At 70.5% G+C, this 17,274-nt stretch carries 14 protein-coding genes; 6 read left to right on the top strand and 8 right to left on the bottom strand.

From position 1 onward, the window contains the following. Positions 1-26: 26 nt before the first annotated feature. Together ACH4U7_RS00990 and ACH4U7_RS00985 are read right to left on the bottom strand one after the other, a co-directional pair. Positions 27-1,511, bottom strand: coding sequence for an FGGY-family carbohydrate kinase (locus tag ACH4U7_RS00990; protein WP_398525915.1), 1,485 nt, complete (start codon positions 1,509-1,511; stop codon positions 27-29). Next, entirely contained in the window at positions 1,508-1,630 is a 123-nt protein-coding gene (locus tag ACH4U7_RS00985; protein ID WP_398525914.1) for a hypothetical protein, read from the bottom strand. The genes ACH4U7_RS00990 and ACH4U7_RS00985 overlap by 4 nt, the downstream gene beginning before the upstream one ends. A gap of 172 nt (positions 1,631-1,802) precedes the next feature. Between ACH4U7_RS00985 and ACH4U7_RS00980 the strand changes: the two genes are divergently transcribed. Both ACH4U7_RS00980 and ACH4U7_RS00975 read left to right on the top strand, forming a co-directional pair. Continuing rightward, positions 1,803-2,612, top strand: a complete 810-nt coding sequence (locus tag ACH4U7_RS00980) for a SigB/SigF/SigG family RNA polymerase sigma factor (protein WP_398525913.1) — start codon at positions 1,803-1,805, stop codon at positions 2,610-2,612. Between the two features lie 160 nt (positions 2,613-2,772). Then, entirely contained in the window at positions 2,773-4,119 is a 1,347-nt protein-coding gene (locus tag ACH4U7_RS00975; RefSeq protein ID WP_398525912.1) for an alpha-L-fucosidase, read from the top strand. Positions 4,120-4,171: 52 nt separating this feature from the next. On the opposite strand, the gene ACH4U7_RS00970 is transcribed toward ACH4U7_RS00975, so the two are convergent. The 3 genes from ACH4U7_RS00970 to ACH4U7_RS00960 form a co-directional block, all read right to left on the bottom strand. Further along, positions 4,172-4,330, bottom strand: coding sequence for a hypothetical protein (locus ACH4U7_RS00970; RefSeq protein ID WP_014173534.1), 159 nt, complete (start codon positions 4,328-4,330; stop codon positions 4,172-4,174). Positions 4,331-4,490: 160 nt separating this feature from the next. Beyond that, entirely contained in the window at positions 4,491-7,259 is a 2,769-nt protein-coding gene (locus tag ACH4U7_RS00965) for a glycosyl hydrolase 2 galactose-binding domain-containing protein (protein WP_398525911.1), read from the bottom strand. 238 nt (positions 7,260-7,497) lie between these two features. Beyond that, entirely contained in the window at positions 7,498-8,652 is a 1,155-nt protein-coding gene (locus ACH4U7_RS00960; RefSeq protein ID WP_398525910.1) for a hypothetical protein, read from the bottom strand. Positions 8,653-8,813: 161 nt separating this feature from the next. Between ACH4U7_RS00960 and polX the strand changes: the two genes are divergently transcribed. Beyond that, complete coding sequence (gene polX, locus ACH4U7_RS00955; protein ID WP_398525909.1) at positions 8,814-10,565, top strand: DNA polymerase/3'-5' exonuclease PolX; 1,752 nt, start codon at positions 8,814-8,816, stop codon at positions 10,563-10,565. Further along, on the top strand, positions 10,562-11,359 hold the full coding sequence (locus ACH4U7_RS00950; protein WP_398526429.1) for a uracil-DNA glycosylase: 798 nt from the start codon (positions 10,562-10,564) through the stop codon (positions 11,357-11,359). Before polX ends, ACH4U7_RS00950 begins: the two co-directional genes overlap by 4 nt. A 116-nt stretch (positions 11,360-11,475) precedes the next feature. Here ACH4U7_RS00950 and ACH4U7_RS00945 read toward each other — a convergent pair whose 3' ends face one another. Both ACH4U7_RS00945 and ACH4U7_RS00940 read right to left on the bottom strand, forming a co-directional pair. Further along, complete coding sequence (locus ACH4U7_RS00945) at positions 11,476-13,128, bottom strand: S1 family peptidase (protein ID WP_398526428.1); 1,653 nt, start codon at positions 13,126-13,128, stop codon at positions 11,476-11,478. 176 nt (positions 13,129-13,304) lie between these two features. Beyond that, positions 13,305-13,658: an L-rhamnose mutarotase gene (locus tag ACH4U7_RS00940; protein ID WP_398525908.1), complete on the bottom strand. Its 354-nt coding sequence runs from the start codon at positions 13,656-13,658 to the stop codon at positions 13,305-13,307. 136 nt (positions 13,659-13,794) lie between these two features. Here ACH4U7_RS00940 and ACH4U7_RS00935 point away from each other — a divergent pair, with 136 nt between their 5' ends. Both ACH4U7_RS00935 and gap read left to right on the top strand, forming a co-directional pair. Continuing rightward, positions 13,795-14,823, top strand: coding sequence for a TauD/TfdA family dioxygenase (locus ACH4U7_RS00935; protein WP_398525907.1), 1,029 nt, complete (start codon positions 13,795-13,797; stop codon positions 14,821-14,823). 162 nt (positions 14,824-14,985) lie between these two features. Next, positions 14,986-15,993 carry a type I glyceraldehyde-3-phosphate dehydrogenase gene (gap, locus tag ACH4U7_RS00930; RefSeq protein ID WP_398525906.1) on the top strand — a complete coding sequence of 336 codons (1,008 nt, stop codon included), beginning with the start codon at positions 14,986-14,988 and terminating at the stop codon, positions 15,991-15,993. Between the two features lie 88 nt (positions 15,994-16,081). On the opposite strand, the gene ACH4U7_RS00925 is transcribed toward gap, so the two are convergent. Further along, entirely contained in the window at positions 16,082-17,263 is a 1,182-nt protein-coding gene (locus tag ACH4U7_RS00925) for an LLM class flavin-dependent oxidoreductase (protein ID WP_398525905.1), read from the bottom strand. Positions 17,264-17,274: the final 11 nt, after the last annotated feature.

Raw genomic sequence — 17,274 nt, 5'->3', positions numbered from 1 at the left:
CGCGGGAGGCCACGGCCTCCCGCGGCTCACTCGACCGTCGTCTCATCGGCCAGGGCGTGGCTGATGCGGCGGGTCGCGTCGTAGAGCTCCCGGTACATCGGGTACCGGCGGTCGTAGACCGCGCGCCATGCCTCGTCCGGTTCGACGGTCGCGACGATCGGGTTCCAGCCGGAGGTGTCGACGCCGAGGGCCCGGGCCGCGAGCGCCGCGTCGCCGAGGCAGGCACCGACGGTTTCGGCGGGGATCTGCTGCGGCAGGCCGATCGCGGCGGAGACGATGGCCGTCCACAGACTCCGGGCGCCACCGCCCACCGCGACCAGACGGTCGATACGGGCCCCGGCGTCGGCGAACGCCTCGAGGTTGTGGCGCACTCCGAAGGCGGTGGCCTCGAGCGCCGCCCGGTACAGCTCCGCGCGCCCGTGGCCCAGCGTCAGCCCGATGACGGTGCCGCGCGCCCGGGGGTCGAACAGCGGGGTGCGCTCCCCGGCGAAGTACGGCAGCATCAGCAGGCCCCGCGAACCGGGCGGCACCCGCTCCGCCTCGGCCAGCAGCGTGGCGAAGTCCGAACCGGTGAGCTCGCGCAGCCAGTCGGTGAGGCTGCCGGAGGTGGCCATGCCCGCCGCGAGGCAGTAGCTGTCCGGGCGCACTCCGGTGGTGCCCCACAGCGCGGGGTGGCGCATCGGCCGCTCGCCCATGACGGTGAGGAACATGGTCGAGCCGTACATCACCATGGTGTCGCCGGGGGCCAGCGCGTCCACGCTCGCGGCCTCCGCCCAGGCGTCGATGGTGCCCGCGGTGACCGGCACCCCCTCGGGCAGTCCGGTGGCCGCCGCGGCGTCCGCGTGCACGGTCCCCACCACCTCGCCGGGCCAGGCCAGGGCCGGGAGTTCAAGGCCGGGGGCGACTCGCTGCGCCCAGGTGTCGCTCCAGCGCCGGGCGTCGAGGTCGTAGAGCGGATCGCACTGGCTGGCCGAGTGGTGGTCCAGTACGTACTCCCCCGTCAGCCGGTGCACCAGCAGGCTGGAGGCCATGAAGAACCGGCGGGTCGCCCGCCATACGTCCGGTTCGTGGCGGGCGAGCCAGCGCAGCTTCGGGCCGACCGCCTGGCTGGTGAGCGGGGAGCCGCCGCGCGCCAGGATCTCCTCCGCGCCGAGTTCGGCGATCAGCTCCGCGATCTCGGCGGTGGCGCGGGTGTCGACCCCGTACAGGACCGCCGGGCGCAGCGGGCGGCCGGCCGCGTCGGCGGGCAGCAGACACGGGCCGATACCGGAGACTCCGACCGCGGCCACCGCCGGCGCGGCCACGCCCTCGGTGTCGAGGAGTTCCCGGACGATGCCGATGAAGTCGGCCCACCACACGGTCTCCGCGTCGTGTTCGAACCAGCCGGGGCGGGGGGTGGCGGTGCGGTGCGGGCGGGTGGCGCGGGCGAGCACCCGGCCATCGGCGCGGACCGCCACCCCCTTGGAGGATCCGGTGCCGATGTCGATACCGAGAAACACCGGTTGGCTCATCGCGTGTCCTCGTCATGGGTCTCGAAGTCATAGGTCTCGAAGTCATGGGTCCCGAAGGTGCCCGTCATCAGCTGCATACGGTAGTCGCCGCCCTTGCGGGAGAGCCGGGCGAGCGTCATCGGCGGTTTACCGTCCGGCACTCCGGGCAGGCGGATACTCGTGCTTCGGACCGGAGGCACGCCCCGCGGGAGCAGTGTGTCCGCTCGGGGTGCGCCCCCGGTTCGGTCCCGGACTCCTGCGCGGTGTCCACGGTCCCTCAGACCGTCAGTCGACCCGCAGGAGGTGTGTCTCATGACGACCGCCGCAGTGCAGCCCAAGGCCCGCTCTTCGGCCCACCCGCACGACGACGCCCCGGACACCTCTGCCGAGTTCGAGAGGATCGCCGAACTCCCCGACGGACCGCGGAAGGAGGCCCTGCGACAGCAGGTGGTGGAGGCATGGATGCCGATGGCCGACCGGCTGGCCGGGCAGTACCGCAACCGCGGCGAGTCGCTGGAGGATCTGCGGCAGGTCGCCGCGCTGGGCCTGGTGAAGGCCGTCAACCGCTACGACCCGGGGCGCGGCTCGGCGTTCGAGAGCTTCGCGGTGCCCACCGTGGTCGGCGAGATCAAGCGCCACTTCCGCGACCACCTGTGGGCGCTGCACGTCCCCCGCAGGGTCCAGGAGTTGCGCAACCGGGTGCGGGCCGCCCATCGCGAGCTGTGCCACTCGCTGGACGACCGCGCGCCCGACATCGAGGAGATCGCCGATCGCACCGGCCTCTCCGAGGAGGACGTACGCACCGGCGTGGCGGCCCTGGACAGCTTCTCCCCGCTCTCCCTGGACGCCCCGCTGACCGGCGCCGACGACGGCTACGCGCTGATGGACACCCTCGGCGAGCAGGAGCCCGCCTATGACCGGGTGGTGGACCGGGAGGCCGTGCGGTCGGGGCTGTGCCGACTGCCCGAGCGGGAGCGGCGGATCCTCTACATGCGCTTCTTCTGCGATATGACCCAGAGCCGCATCGCCGAGCAGCTGGGCATCTCCCAGATGCATGTCTCCCGCCTGCTCAACCGCACCTGCTCGCACCTCTGCGAGCAGGCCACGTCCGATTCGGGCTGAATCCCCGGACTCACGCAGACATCCTATCTATGGCCTTGCCTTCACCACAAGGAGTTGACGCCTCCACAGCAAAGCCTGAGAGAGCGCCGTGAGATAGTCATCGAGGGCCTGCTCACACCCTTGACGACATCCGATGTATCTCGCAGCGAAGGGATGACCGATGACCGAATCGACGTCCGACCCGTCCCCAACGCCTCATCAGCGACGCCTCGCCGAGTTCCAAGAGCAGCGCTTCGGGCTCTTCGTCCACTGGGGGATCTACTCCCTGGCCGCCCGCCATGAGTGGGTGAAGCAGCGTGAGCGGCTGACCGACGAGCAGTACCAGGCGTACTACGACCACTTCGACCCGGATCTGTACGACCCCGGCGCCTGGGCGGACGCCGCGCACCACGCCGGAATGCGCTACACGGTGCTCACCACCAAGCACCATGACGGCTTCTGCCTGTGGGACTCGGCGCTCACCGACTACACCGTGGCCGGCACCCCGTACGGCAAGGACCTGGTCGGGCCGTTCTGCGAGGCGTTCCGGGAGCGGGGTCTCGGGGTGGGCTTCTACCACTCGCTGCTCGACTGGCACCACCCCCGGTTCCCGCTGGACCGCCTCCATCCGCAGTGGGACGAGGACGCGCCGGACGGTGGCGACCCGGGTGACCGCGACATCACGGCCTATGCCCGCTATCTGCACGGGCAGGTCGAGGAGTTGCTGACCCGGTACGGTCCGGTGGACACGCTGTGGTTCGACTTCTCGTACGCCAACCGCATCAGCGAGGGCAAGCCCATCACCGGCGGCAAGGGCAAGGCCGACTGGCGCTCGGAGGAGCTGGTGGCGCTGATCCGCCGGATCCAGCCGGACATCCTCATCAACAACCGCCTGGAGCTGCCCGGCGACTTCACCACGCCCGAGCAGCACCAGCCCGGCGAGCCTCTGACCGACGAGGACGGCCGGCCGGTGGTGTGGGAGGCCTGCCAGACCCTCAACGGCAGCTGGGGCTACGACCGGGACAACCTCAACTGGAAGTCCCCCGACCAGCTGATCCGGCTGCTCGTCGACACCGTCTCCAAGGACGGCAACCTGCTGCTCAACGTCGGCCCGAACGGGCGCGGCGAACTGGAGCCGCGGGCCCTTGAGACCCTGCACGAGATCGGCGCCTGGATGCGGCTGCACTCCCGGTCCATCCACGGCGCCGGTCCCTCCCCGTACACCGCGCCCACCGGCTGCCGCTACACCCAGCGCGGCGACCGGCTCTACCTCCATGTCCTCGACTGGCCCTACCGCCACCTCCACCTGCCGGGCCTGGCGGGCAAGGTGCGCTACGCCCAGCTGCTCAACGACGCCTCCGAGGTGCGCCGGCCGATCGTCGACCCGGCCTGGGACAACGGCAACGTCGCTCCCAAGGGCGTTCCGGCGGGGAGCCTCACCCTGGAGATCCCGGTCCGCAAGCCCGATGTGCCCGTCCCGGTCATCGAGCTGTTCCTGGAGCCGGACGCCGTGACGGGCCCGCGCTGAGCTGTGGGATCCCGGCGCCCGGACGGGCGCCGGGATCCCCCTCGGCGTACCGCTAGTGGGTCTGCACCCACCAGGTCATCAGGCCGATGAACGAGGTGCCGCACGCATACGAGGCGCCGCGCACGAAATTCGCCGCCGCGAGCCGGGCGTAGCGGCGCCACCGCCCGGTGGAGCGACTGGGCGCCGGGGGACGATCCTGCGTAGACAGCATGTGGAGCCCCTTTCGTGAGCGTACGGACACCAGCGGGTCCACGCTGGGAGCCCGTCGGCGCCGGGCGTCACCGGGCCGCTGGCTGCGGGCTCCTTTGCGCTGCTCATAGCATACAAGCTTGTGATCTTGTGAAACCCGCAGGACCCGCCGGTAATTCGCTCTAGCGCATACGCTTCGCCGCCACCGTCCGGGTCTCGGTGTTCCAGCCCGAGACCCGGACGGACGGCTCGGAGCCGCCCAGGTCCGCCGCTCGGTAGGTGGCGGTGAGCGTCGTGGACTCACCCGGCCACAGGCTGACCTGATTGTCCGTCCACCGCACGGGCAGGACGGGCGCGCCCGCGCCGGTCACCAGATGGGCGTCCACCAGCAGGGCCGGGGTCTGGCCGCTCGAGGTGTTGCGCAGGGTCACGGTCGTGGTCGCGGTGCCGTCGGGGGCGGTGGTGGTGTCCGCGGTGGCGGACACCGGCGCCTGGTCCATCTTGCTGAGCCCGGTCAGATCGGCGTAGGAGGTGGTCGGGGTGTAGTACCAGTCGGTGTTGTCCCAGTCGAGCACGTCCGGCTCGGTGGACAGCCAGTAGACGTTGCGGCTGACTTCCTTGCCGGCGCCATCGGTGAGCACGAGCTTGGCGAGGTAGGTGCCCGACAGGCCGCTGACACTGGCGGGCACGGTCAGTGCGGTGGCCTTGCCGCCGTCGGCCGGCGCGGTCAGGCCGGTGGCGCTCTTGTCGTACTTCCGCGCGCCCTTGGTGTCGTAGAGGCTCACCCGTGCGGTCAGTCCGGTGGCCGCGTCATGCCGGTTGTTGACCACGACCACCGTCCGCGAGTCGTACGAGTACTGGATGTGCAGCGGCTCATTCGCCTTCTTGGCGCCGAAGTAGGCCCCGCCCTGGTCGAGATAGCGGTCGAAGAGCTGCCAGTGCAGGGAGGTCCAGCCGCTGCCCAGCATCCAGTAGACGACGCCGGTGGCCGGCTTGGAGGTGTCGGAGAAGTTGCGGCCGTACGCCTCGTACTGGGCGCGCACCGCCTCGTACTGCGCGAGCTGCGCCTTGCGCACATAGTCCTCGAGGCCGGTCGGCGGGCCGTAGCGGCCGCTGAGCGCGTTGCCGAACAGCTTCAGATCGCCGAAGGTGCTCGACGGCGAGCGGTGGTACTGCTTGGCCTTCGGGTCCTTCCACATCGTCTCCAGCTCGCTCGGGGACATCATCCGCCGGAGCGTGTCGAGGGTCGGGATGTCCGGCCCGGCGCTGGTCTCGGAGTTGAATCCGGTCGCGCCGCCCTCGCGCTTGGCGTACCAGTAGTTCGGGGGCACCCAGTCGTAGGGGCCGGTCATCTTCATCCCGGACTTGCCGAGGACCGGTGAGGACTTGGCGGAGGCGGCGGGGACGACCGGGTTCGGCCAGTCGGCGGCCTTCAGGGCGTCGAGGTAGTTCTTCTCGATCGTCGCGTCCGGCGCGAAGTCGCTGCCGATGAGGAAGGAGATGACGCTGGGGTGGTCGCGCAGCCGCGCGGCCTCGGCGGCCATGGAGTCCTTGGCCACCGCGTAGTCGGCGGCGGACCACTTGTCGCCGGTCTCGTCGCCGTTGACCTGGCCCTCCCACTTGTCGCAGCACTCCCAGCCGGGGAGGGTGAGAATGCCGTACCGGTCGGTGAGGTCGAAGAACTCGTCCGGCTCGATATGGCCTTCGAGGCGGATGGTGTTCAGACCGAGGTCGAGGGCGTACTTGAGCCGGTCCTCGACGTAGCGGGCGTCCCAGCGCAGAAAGACATCCGGGGACCAGCCGCCCGCCTTGATCAGCAGCGGGCGGCCGTTGACGGAGTACTGGCGGGCACCGTCGGCGTTCAGCGGTGCCTTGACGTCCCGGATCCCGAAGGTCTCATGGGCGGTGTCGGAGGCCGTGCCCGAGACGGTGGCGGTCAGGTCGAGGTCGTACAGCGGCTGGCCGCCCATCCCGGCCGGCCACCACACCCGGGGCTGGTCCAGGCGCAGTTGCGGATAGGCCGAGGGCGTGAAGGTGACGGTCTTCTTCTCGTGTGCGGCCAGCGCCACGGACTGGCTGAAGGACACCGAGCCGACGGTCCCGGAGACGGTGGCGGTGACGGGCGCGCCGGAGTCGTTGCGGGCCTCGGCCTTGACGGTCAGTTCGGCGGAGGACAGCGAGGGCACGGCCAGTTCGGTGGTCACATGCGCCCCGCGCAGAGCCACCGGGCCGCCGCGGCGGACGAGGACGTCGCGCACCAGCCCCATGTTCTCGTCGGGCGGGGGCTGGAGCCAGTCGATCCAGCCCATGGTGAGGTTCTTGCGCGGGTCGTTGGGCTGGACCCTGAAGGCCACCGTGTTGGTGCCGGACTTCACCAGGTCGGTGATGTCCAGCTCATGGCGGGTGTACGCGCCGGCGACCTGGTCCTTGGTGGCGATCTGCTTGCCGTTGACGTACACGTCGGCGGCGGAGACGACCCCGCTGAAGTCCAGATAGGTGCGGGCGTCGGGGTCGGTGACGGTGAAGTCGGAGCGGTACCACCAGGGGACGGCGAAGTCGCCGGCCGGGATCTTCTTGAGGTTGGTCGAGTAGAACGGATCCGCGTACGTGCCCTTGGCCAGCAGACCCGCGAGCACCGTCGACCGCGGCGCCATGGAGTACCAGCCGGTGGCCGGGTAGCCGGGCGTCGAGACGGCGGCGGGGCTGTCGCTGACCTTCGCCGAGGACTGCACGGCGAAGCCGGCCAGTGCGGTGGCCGTGCCCGCGGCGGACCCGACCCGGGTGACCGGCGGCGGGGCCGGATCGGCGGCCGTCGCCGTACGGAGCGGCGGGGAGGCGCCCGCCGGGAGGGAGAGCGCCAGCAGCAGCCCGCCGGCGGCGAGCGCGGTGGTCAGGACGGGGCGCACGCGGGCTGTCGCCCGCCGCCGGGGTGGTGCCAGGCGGAGGAACACGGGGGTCTCCCTGGAGGGCCGGGCGTTGGTTAGGCAACTTTCCTAACAGTCTTGGGGACGCTAGAGACGTGAATGCGACATGTCAACACCGCCGCGCCGCGCGAGCGCACGGCCGGACCACCCTGGACAGCACACCACGCCGCGCGAGCGCACGCCTGGATCACCAGTGACAGCACACCACCCCTCACGGGCGTGCACCCGAATCGCCCCCGCACCACCCCTTCCCCCGTCGGCCCGCTCAGCCGTGCCAGCGCAGCACCGCGCCGAGGCCTCCGGACGGTCCCGTCATGCCCTCAGGCACCATCAGCACCTCGGTGTCCGCCGCCGCGGCCGCGCGCACCAGCGCGTCGTCCGCGCGCGCCGGCTCCGGCGAGGCCACCCCCAGCGCCCGGGCCTGGGCGCGCTGCACCGCCACCTGGTCGACACCGGGGCCCACCCACACCTCGCGGCGGGCGTCCGACCCCGTCTGCCCGATCAGCAGCGTGGCCGCCTGATGGCTGCGTACCGCCTCCACCACGGCCCGCATCCCCTCCGCCGCGCCACCGGACGTCGAACCGTCATGGGCCCCGCCCACCCCCGGCTCCCCCGGGCGGCCCCGCGCGGCGCGGAAGAGGTCGAGGACATCCTCCAGATGGGTGCGGACGTATTCCTCGCGGGCGCGCTCGATCTCCGCTTCGAGCAGTTCCCGGGAGCTCCCCGCGGCCCTGCTGCCGTGCTGCGCCTGCACCGTGCTGGCGCGCAGCGGCTCGGGCAGCCGGTCGTGCACGGCCCTGCGCTCACGCGGGTCGCCGGCCAGGACCAGCAGCCGCGCGTCGCTCTCCGGCCACCGCCGCGCGAGCTCGTCGGCGACGACGTCCGCGGTCTGGTCCAAGGTGTTCTCGACCCGGTTCCGGTAGTGCCACTCGTACCGGTCGGCGGGTACCGAGCGGTGTCCGCGCCCCTGCGGCGGTCCGCCGCTCGCCCGGCCTACGGGGCGCGGGCCGGCGTCGTCGAGCAGTTCGAGATCGGCTCCGGAGCGGTCGACGCGGGCCACCAGGCAGGAGGGCCACTCGCCGCGCAGCGAGGTCAGCGGCGCGACCCGGGGAAGCAGCGACCAGGAGGTGTCCACATCGCGTGGCGAAGTGGCCAGCGGAAGGTCGAGGACCACCTCTCCGCCCGCCGCGAACAGCGCCCGCCCCGCGGACGGCCGCGCCGCCCGCTCGCCCGCCAGCCGCAGCACCAGCGCCTCGCGCGTGGCGGCGTCGGCGCCCTGCCGGGCGAGCTGGTCGCAGACGAACCGCTCACGCAGCCTGCGCCGGGTGGGCGCGTCCTCGGTCGCGCGCGAGGTGTCCAGATAGACGCAGGCCCAGGGACCCGGGCGGTCGAACAGCGGCTTCAGGAATCCAACATCCATGACCTCCCCCATCCCGGGGAAACGCACGAGAGCCGGGGCGCACCCGGAGGAATCCGGAGCCCCCGCCCCGTTCCTGAACCCCAGGATCCCTCCACCGGTCGTCGAGCGCCAGGCACGTCCGGGCGCGCCATCGACGAGCTGTCCCGCCTAGAATTGACGGTGTGACTCGCTCCAACGAGGAGGTCGAGGCGCTGCTTCGGGAGTACGCGGACCTCCTTCTGATCACCGGCGGGGACGCGTTCAGGGCGCGTGCCTACGAGAAGGCCGCTCGCGCGATCGGCGGCTATCCACGCGATGTGTCCGAGCTCGGCGCGAAGGGCCTGCGGGAGATCCCCGGGGTGGGCAAGTCGATCGCCGACAAGGTCGTGGAGTATCTGCGCACCGGCAGCGTGCCCGCCGTGGACGAGGTGCGCGCCGCGATCCCGGCCGGGGTGCGACAGCTGACCGCCATCCCGGCCCTCGGGCCGAAGAAGGCCATGCTGCTGTACGAGGAGTTGCACATCGCGTCCATCGACCAGCTCTCCGACGCGATCCACGACCACAAGCTGCGCGATCTGAAGGGCTTCGGCCCCAAGACGGAGGAGAACATCCTCCATGGCATCGCCCTCATGCAGGCCGCCGGGGACCGGGTCCCGCTGAATGTGGCCATGAGCGTGGCCGACGACATCGTTGCCGAGCTGTCCCGGGTGACCGGCTGCGAGGCCTGCGAGTACGCGGGGTCCCTGCGGCGGATGAAGGAGACCGTCGGCGACATCGACATCCTGGTCGCGGCGGACGCATCGATCCCGTTCATGGAGGCGTTCACCCGGCTGCCGTACACCGCCGAGGTCATCGCACACGGGGAGAAGAAGACCTCGATCCGCACCACCAAGGGGCTCCAGGTGGACCTGCGGGTGCTGCCCCTGGACTCCTGGGGCGCGGGGTTGCTGTACTTCACCGGGTCCAAGGCCCACAACATCCGCGTCCGCGCGATCGCGATGCGCCACGGCCTCAAGCTCTCCGAGTACGGGCTCTTCGACGCCAAGAGCGGGGAGCGGATCGCCTCGCGCAGCGAGGAGGACGTGTACGCCAGGCTCGGCATGGACTGGATCCCGCCGACGCTGCGGGAGGACCGCGGCGAGGTCGAGGCCGCCTTGAACGGGCGGCTGCCCCCGCTGTTGACGGAGTCGGATCTGCGCGGCGATCTGCACACCCATACGAACCTCACCGACGGCCTCGAACCGCTGGAGGAGATGATCGCGGCGGCCCGGCGGCGCGGTTACGCGTACTACGCCGTCACCGACCACGCCCCGAAGCTGTATATGCAGCAGATGACCGACGAGAAGATCCTGGCCCAGCGCGAGCGGATCCGGGATCTGGACCGGGGGCGGGGGCGCGGCGGGATGCGGCTGCTGCACGGCGTGGAGCTGAACATCGACGTCCAGGGGGACGTGGACTGGCCCGACGACTTCCTCGAGGGCTTCGACCTGTGCGTGGCCTCGGTGCACACGCAGTTCGGCCTGGCGCGGGACGAGATGACCCGGCGGCTGCTGCGGGCCTGCGAGAACCCGAACGTCAACATCATCGGCCATCCGACGACCCGGCTGATCGGGAAGCGGCCGGGCATCGACGCCGATCTGGACGAGGTGTTCGCCGCATGCGCCCGCACCGGCACCGCGCTGGAGATCAACGCGCACCCGGACCGGCTGGACCTGTCGGACGAGAACATCCTGCGGGCCAGGGAACACGGCGCGAAGTTCGCGGTGGACAGCGACGCGCACTCCACCCTCGACATCGACGCCCTGCGCTACGGTGTCGGAACGGCGCAGCGCGGCTGGCTGACCCCCGACGATGTGATCAACACCTGGCCGCTGACCCGGCTGCGGCGTTTTCTGCGCAAGGATCGCAAGGATCGCAAGGACGGGCACGGCTGAACACCACGGAAGACCCCGAGGATCCCGCACACCCCGCGTATCAGGCGCCGGGTGCGGACACGCTGCGCGAGCTCGATGAGCGGGTGAGCGGCTGCCGCGCTTGCCCGCGGCTGGTGCGGTGGCGGGAGGAGGCCGCCCGTATCAAGCGCCCGGCCTATCGGGAGTGGGACTACTGGGCCCGCCCGGTGCCGGGGTTCGGACCGGAGGGCGCGGCGCTGGCCATCATCGGTCTGGCCCCGGCCGCACACGGCGGCAACCGCACCGGCCGGATGTTCACCGGCGACCGGGCCGGGGACTTCCTGTACGCGGCGCTGTACGCGGTCGGCCTGGCCAACCAGCCCGAGGCGGCCCATCGGGGCGACGGCCTGGAACTGCACGGGGTCAGGGTCACCGCGCCCGTGCACTGCGCCCCGCCGGCCAACCGGCCCACGACCGGGGAGCGCGACACCTGCCGTCCCTGGCTGGTCCAGGAACTGCGGCTGCTGCGCCCGACGTTGCGCTCGGTGGTGGTGCTGGGCGGGTTCGGCTGGCAGGCGGCGCTGCCCGCGCTCGCCGCCGCCGGCTGGGAGGTGCCCCGCCCGCGCCCGTCGTTCGCACACGGCGCGCGGACCACGCTGCGGGCGGAGGGGGCGGGGGCGCCGCTGCGGGTGTTCGGCTGCTACCACGTCAGCCAGCAGAACACCTTCACCGGGCGGCTCACCCCGGCGATGCTGCAAGACGTGCTCCGCTCGGCGGCGGAGGCGGCCGGGTTGCAGCCCCTCCGTGCCGACGGAGACGGGCCGCCGACGCGTTGAGTCGTCGGCGGCCCGGTGGGGGGTGGTGCGAGGTCCCAGGCACTGGGGCAGGTGGGCGCCCGGGACCTCGGTCAGGGGGTGGCAGGACGTGTCCTGCCACGATCAGCCGTCAGCCGTTACGAGTGGTTCGCGGCGTTGCCGTCACCGACCGCGTCGCCACTGCCGTCGCCGACCGCACCGTTGTCGCCGTTGCCGGCCGCGCCGTTGTCACCGGCCGCGCCGCCGTTCGCCGCGCCACCTTCCTGCGCGCCGCCCTCGGCACCCTGGCCGACACCGTCACCGGCGCCCGCGCCGTCACCCTGGCCCGCGCCATCGCCGGCGCCCTGGCCGGCGCCGTCACCCTGGCCCGCGCCGTCACCGGCGCCCTGGCCGGCGCCATCACCCGCGCCGCCGGCACCGTTGTCGCCGCCGATGACGGCGCCCGTGGCCTGCAGCGCGGTGCTCACCGGCTGGAAGAACGTCTCGCCGCCCTGCGTGCAGTCGCCGCTGCCGCCCGAAGTCAGGCCCACGGCCGCGTCCTCGGCGAACATGGCGCCACCGCTGTCACCGGGCTCGGCGCATACATCGGTCTGGATGAGGCCGTTGACGATGTCGCCGTTGCCGTAGTTCACGGTGGCGTTCAGACCGGTGACGGTGCCGTCGGTGACACCCGTCGTACTGCCGGAGCGCTTCACCGCAAGCCCGACGCTCGCCTCGGCGACCTGGGTGATCTGCTGGGTGGTGCCATCCTGCAGATCCACCGTGCTGGACGCCTGGGTGTTCGGGTCGTCGTAGGTCACCAGGGCGAAGTCGCTCACCGGGAACTGGGACTCGGCGGTGGTGCCCACCTGCTGGGCGCCTGCCTGGTCGGTGGCCCAGGTCTCCGAGATATTGCCGCAGTGGCCCGCGGTGAGGAAGGCGGGAGCGCCGTCGACCTCGACGTTGAAGCCGAGCGAGCAGCGGGCGCCACCGCCGAAGATGGCGTCGCCGCCGTCCAGCGCCCCGGCCTGCTCACCGGCACCGCCCGCGCCCTGGCCATCGCCGGCGCCCTGACCGTCACCCGCGCCCTGACCGGCGCCATCGTCCGCACCGCCCTGGCCCGCGCCCTGACCAGCCCCGTCGTCGACACCGCCCTGGCCCGCGCCCTGACCGGCGCCATCGTCCGCACCGCCCTGGCCCGCGCCCTGACCGGCCCCGTCGTCCGCACCGCCCTGGCCCGCGCCTCCGTTGGCCCCGGGCTGGTTCTCGTCGGTCCCGTCGAACTTCTTGAACTCGCCGTTGGTGCGCTGGACGGTGGCCTTACCCGCCAAGCCGTCCACGGCCTTGGTCAGCGTGGCCCACTTCGTGCCCGTGACGGTTCTGTCAGCGAGGACCCGGACCTTGTTGGTCTTCGGGTCGATCGACCAGGCCGTGCCCGGGATCGAGGCGTTGTCGCTCAGCGTCTTGGTGGTGGCCTTGAGCTCCGTCAAGCTGTTCGCGACGATCTTGGCCACGGCGCCCTTGGCCCGGACGTCGTTCGCCGCGTCCTCGTTCAGGACGTTCATCACCAGCTGCTTGGTGTCGCCCTGGTAGTACCACCCCGCCGCATTGCCGCCCAGGTCCGACGCGAGGCCCGTCGCGAGCTTCACGGCGGCCTGCGACGAGAACGTCTTGGCCTCGGCCGACTTGTCCGGGCTCGCATTGGCGTTGGGAAGCAGCACCGCCGCTCCCGCGAGGGCGGCCGCGGCGGCGCCGGCTATGACGACGGTCCGCTTGTTCACACGTCGGTGGCTCAACTCACTGACCTCCAGTAGGGGTGCGCCGGGGGGTGCGCGAGGAGTGGTCTGTCGGTTCCTCTGCGTCCCTGCGCGGTGGTCACCCGGTCATACGGAGGTGGTGGTTCAGTGTTTTCAGGGCCACTCAAGGTGTGATGAAAACCGTGCGCGAGGCGCCCCGGATGAGTAAGCTCCGCCGGTTCGGCCCTCCCTCACCCCTCGGCCGCGGCCTGCGCCCGCAGCTCCCACACCTGCCCGAGCGCCATATCGGCCGCGGGCCCGGCCGGGGAGCCGTCCGTGGTCTCGAAGTGGTCGACGTAGTCGCCGATGAACGCCTGCCACCGGTGGTTGACCGGGTCCTGGTCGAGCGCGGCCATCGCGGCGGAGAAGTCCTCGCAGTCCACGAGGTGGAACAGATGGCGCCCGCTGCGCCAGATCTGCCAATTGGTGATGCCGGCCCGGCCCAACGCCTCCAGCAGGTCCGCCGGAACCGTGGCATGCACCTCCTCGTAGCCGGCCTCCTGGCCCTCCTTGAGAACCGAGTGCAGTGCGACGCGCATGGCCATCCCTCTCTCTTTGCCAGATATGCCGGATGTGTTGTGCCGGAAGCGACCGGCAACTCACTGTGCCGACAGTGTGGATGGTATCGGCATGGGTATATCTCCTCGGACCTGCCCGAGCTCAAGGGGACCAAGGAAGATCATGAATGCAGCCGAGAACGCGGATGCGGGCCTCCGGTCAACGCCCACATTCATAGACCTCGTCATTCCCGAGGGGGTGCAGGAATCTCTCGGGCAGCAACTCGCAGACCTGGGCGATCCGACGCGGGACATGGATCGCGCGACGGCTCGCTGCCATCAAATATTCGCGGCCCTGCCGATTGATCTCCTGCAGACCATCCTGGATTTTGGCAGGCATGCGGACACCCCTGGCGTGGCGCGGGTCGGCAATCTACCAGTCGAACGCGACCTTCCCGATACACCCGATGACGGCGGACCTTGCCAAACGAAAAGCACATATGTTTCGGAAGGGGTTCTCCTCGGACTCAGCGGGATTCTGGGCGAGCCCGTCGGATTCACCACCGAGAAGAACGGGCAGCTGATTCACGATGTCATTCCCGTCGCAGATGGAGCGACGTCTCAGACGAATCGCAGCTCAACCGTTTTCCTTAACTTTCACAACGACATCGTGTACGACACGGCGGGATCGTACAACCTGAGCAACCCGGACTTCCTCGTCCTCAACTGCCTCCGCGCAGACCATGAGGGTGTCGCGGGTACCTACTACGCGGACGCCCGGGATGTGTGCCGGGCCTTGGACGCCTCTTCGCTCAAGCTGCTCAGGGAGCCGCTGTTCAGGCTGAACGCTCCCGGAAGTTATGCGCGGATGGCCGGAAAGGACGAAATCCTCTCCGACCCCGTGCCCATCATCAGCGGGCCCGATTGGTCCCCCGAAATCGCCTCCTCCGCCAATGGAGTGCACGCCGTTTCCCGCGATGCCGAAGTGGCGCTTCAGCGGCTTCAGTCCACCTGCCGGGAAGTGGCGCATGAGGTCTTTCTGCGCCCCGGTCAGGCGCTGCTCATCAACAACCGGAAAGGCCTGCACGCCCGATCAGAATTCGAGCCGTGCTACGACGGCCGTGATCGCTGGTTGCAGCGCACATACATTCGCCGGAACCACTGGAGCATCCGCGACCGCATCGTCGCCGAAACGCGGAGGCTGCACGTCTGACAGAAGAGCCGCCGCTCAAACTGCCGCCGAAACTGCCTGTCCAACTGCCCGTCTCAACCCGGCCGTACGCGTAAAATCGCTGCCCGTGCGTGCGTCCGAAAGGGACCGAGCAATGGCGCCGTTCCCGTTTCATGGCCCGGCATTTGAGGAGAGGTTCCACGGATGACAGTGCGTGTGGGCATCAATGGTTTCGGCCGCATCGGCCGCAACTATCTGCGTGCGGTGTTCGACCAGGGCGCCGATGTGGAAGTGGTGGGGGTCAACGACCTCACCGACACCGCCACGCTGGCCCATCTCTTCGCATACGACAGCACATTGGGCCGGTTCGGGAAGGAAGTCCGCGCCGTGGACGGCGCCATCCTCATCGGGGGAAGGCGGATCGCCGTATCGGCCGAGCGTGACCCCGGGGCTCTTCCCTGGGCGGCACTCGGCGCCGATGTCGTCATCGAATCGACGGGTGTGTTCACGGACGCCAACCGCGCCCGCGCCCATATCGAAGCGGGGGCCAAGAAGGTCATCATCTCCGCCCCGGCGAAGAACGAGGATCTGACGCTGGCCTACGGCGTCAACCACGACCAGTACGACCCCGAGCGTCACACCATCGTCTCGAACGCGTCCTGCACCACCAACTGCCTTGCCCCCATGGCCAAGGTTCTGCACGACGCCATCGGTATCGAGTACGGGTTGATGACCTCGGTCCACGCGTACACCTCGGACCAGAATCTGCTGGACGGTCCGCACCGCGACCTGCGCCGCGCCCGCCACGCCGCCGTCAACACCGTGCCCACCAGCACCGGGGCCGCCAAGGCCATCGGGCTGGTCCTCCCGGCGCTCGCTGGCAAACTGGACGGCTACGCGATGCGCGTCCCGATCCCCACCGGCTCGGCCACCGACCTGTCCTTGACCCTCAGCCGCGAGGTGACCGCGGAGGAGATCAACGGGCTGTTCGCGAAGGCGGCGCAGGGTCCGCTCGCCGGCGTCCTGAGCTACACCGAGGACCCCATCGTCTCCAGCGATATCGTCACCGATCCCGCCTCCTGCATCTTCGACGCCGGTCTGACCAAGGTGATCGGCGGTCGGCATGCGAAGGTCGTCGGCTGGTACGACAACGAGTGGGGCTTCTCCAACCGTCTGGTCGACACCACATTGCTGATCGGCGGCTCTCTCTGACCACACGGACTCCGCCCACCGGGCCGAGTCCCATACGATCCGGCGGGCCACGCATGGCATGGCCCGCCGGATCGTGTCCCACCCGCGGTCAGTTCTGCGCTTCGGCCCTCGTGGCCATCGCCTTGGTGCGGGCCGCGTTGAACCGCTCCTGGAACGTGGCGGCCTGTGACGCGACCCAGGACTGCGACTCCTGGAGACCCTTGGTGGAGCCCTTGAATCGGGGAGCCACATACCGGGCGAACAGGTCGAAGCTCTTGCGGGTGCGCTCGGGGCCGGCCCAGTCCGTCACCGAGTTGAGCAAACAGCCGAAGCCTCCCGTGATGTCACGGAGCTTGTGGATCGCGGCCACGCAGTCCTCGACACCACCGGCGATGATCCCCCCGGCCTCGATGGTCGCCTCGAACGCTTTGCGCGCCCCGACCTCGCTGCGCCCCATGGGCATACCGTGCGTCCCCGCCCAGTATTCGTTGCGCTGCCGCAGCCATCCGGCGTAGATGTCCTCCAGCGCCTGCTCACGGGTCTCGGCCACATGCACGGGCAGGGTGAGCCGCCATGTCGACCGGTCCGCCGTATGGCCTGCCTCGGCCGCCGCGGCCTCCAAGTGGCCCCACTGTTCGGCCAGTTTGTCCATTCCCAGGCTGTGCCCGGCGCGCACCATCCCCCACGGTGGGGCGGCGTGCGACATCGCGTTCACCCCGAGACGGCCGGCGAGCCGCATACCGAAGGGCGACGAGGCGCTGCTGACGGTGATCTCGAAACCGCCCGGTTCGAAGGAGCGGTGCTGGATACGAGCGTCCTGGAGCCGGAACCAGTCCGTCTCGCGCGTCACCGTCTCGCCCCGCAGCAGTTCGACGATGGTCTCCAGGGACTCCTGGGTGCGGCGGCGCGCCTCGGCGGGGTCGACGCACAACATATGCATGTCCGAGGCGAGCGAGCCGGCGCCCACACCGAGGATGAACCGGCCCCGGGTCAGCTGGTCGAGCTGTGCCGCGCGCGCCGCCGCCATGTACGGATGGTGGTACGGCAGTGCCATGACACCGGTGGCGAGTTTGATTCGCCGGGTGCGCTCGGCCGCTGCGGCCAGGAGGATTTCCGGGGAGCCGATGGTGGCCCAGCCGTTGGAGTGGTGTTCGCCGACCCACAGCTCGTCGTAGTTGAGCTCATCGGCCAGTTCGGCGTAGCCGAGGTCGCGGCGCATCAGCAGATTGGGGTCTTCGCCGATGGGGTGCAGGGGCGACATGAAGAGGCCGAAGCGCATGAAGTCGTTCATATGGTCCTTCT

The organism is Streptomyces sp. NPDC020845, assembly GCF_044334165.1.
Lineage (GTDB): Bacteria > Actinomycetota > Actinomycetes > Streptomycetales > Streptomycetaceae > Streptomyces.
Note: the sequence above shows the minus strand (reverse complement) of the source record. Positions and strands in the feature narration are given on the sequence as shown.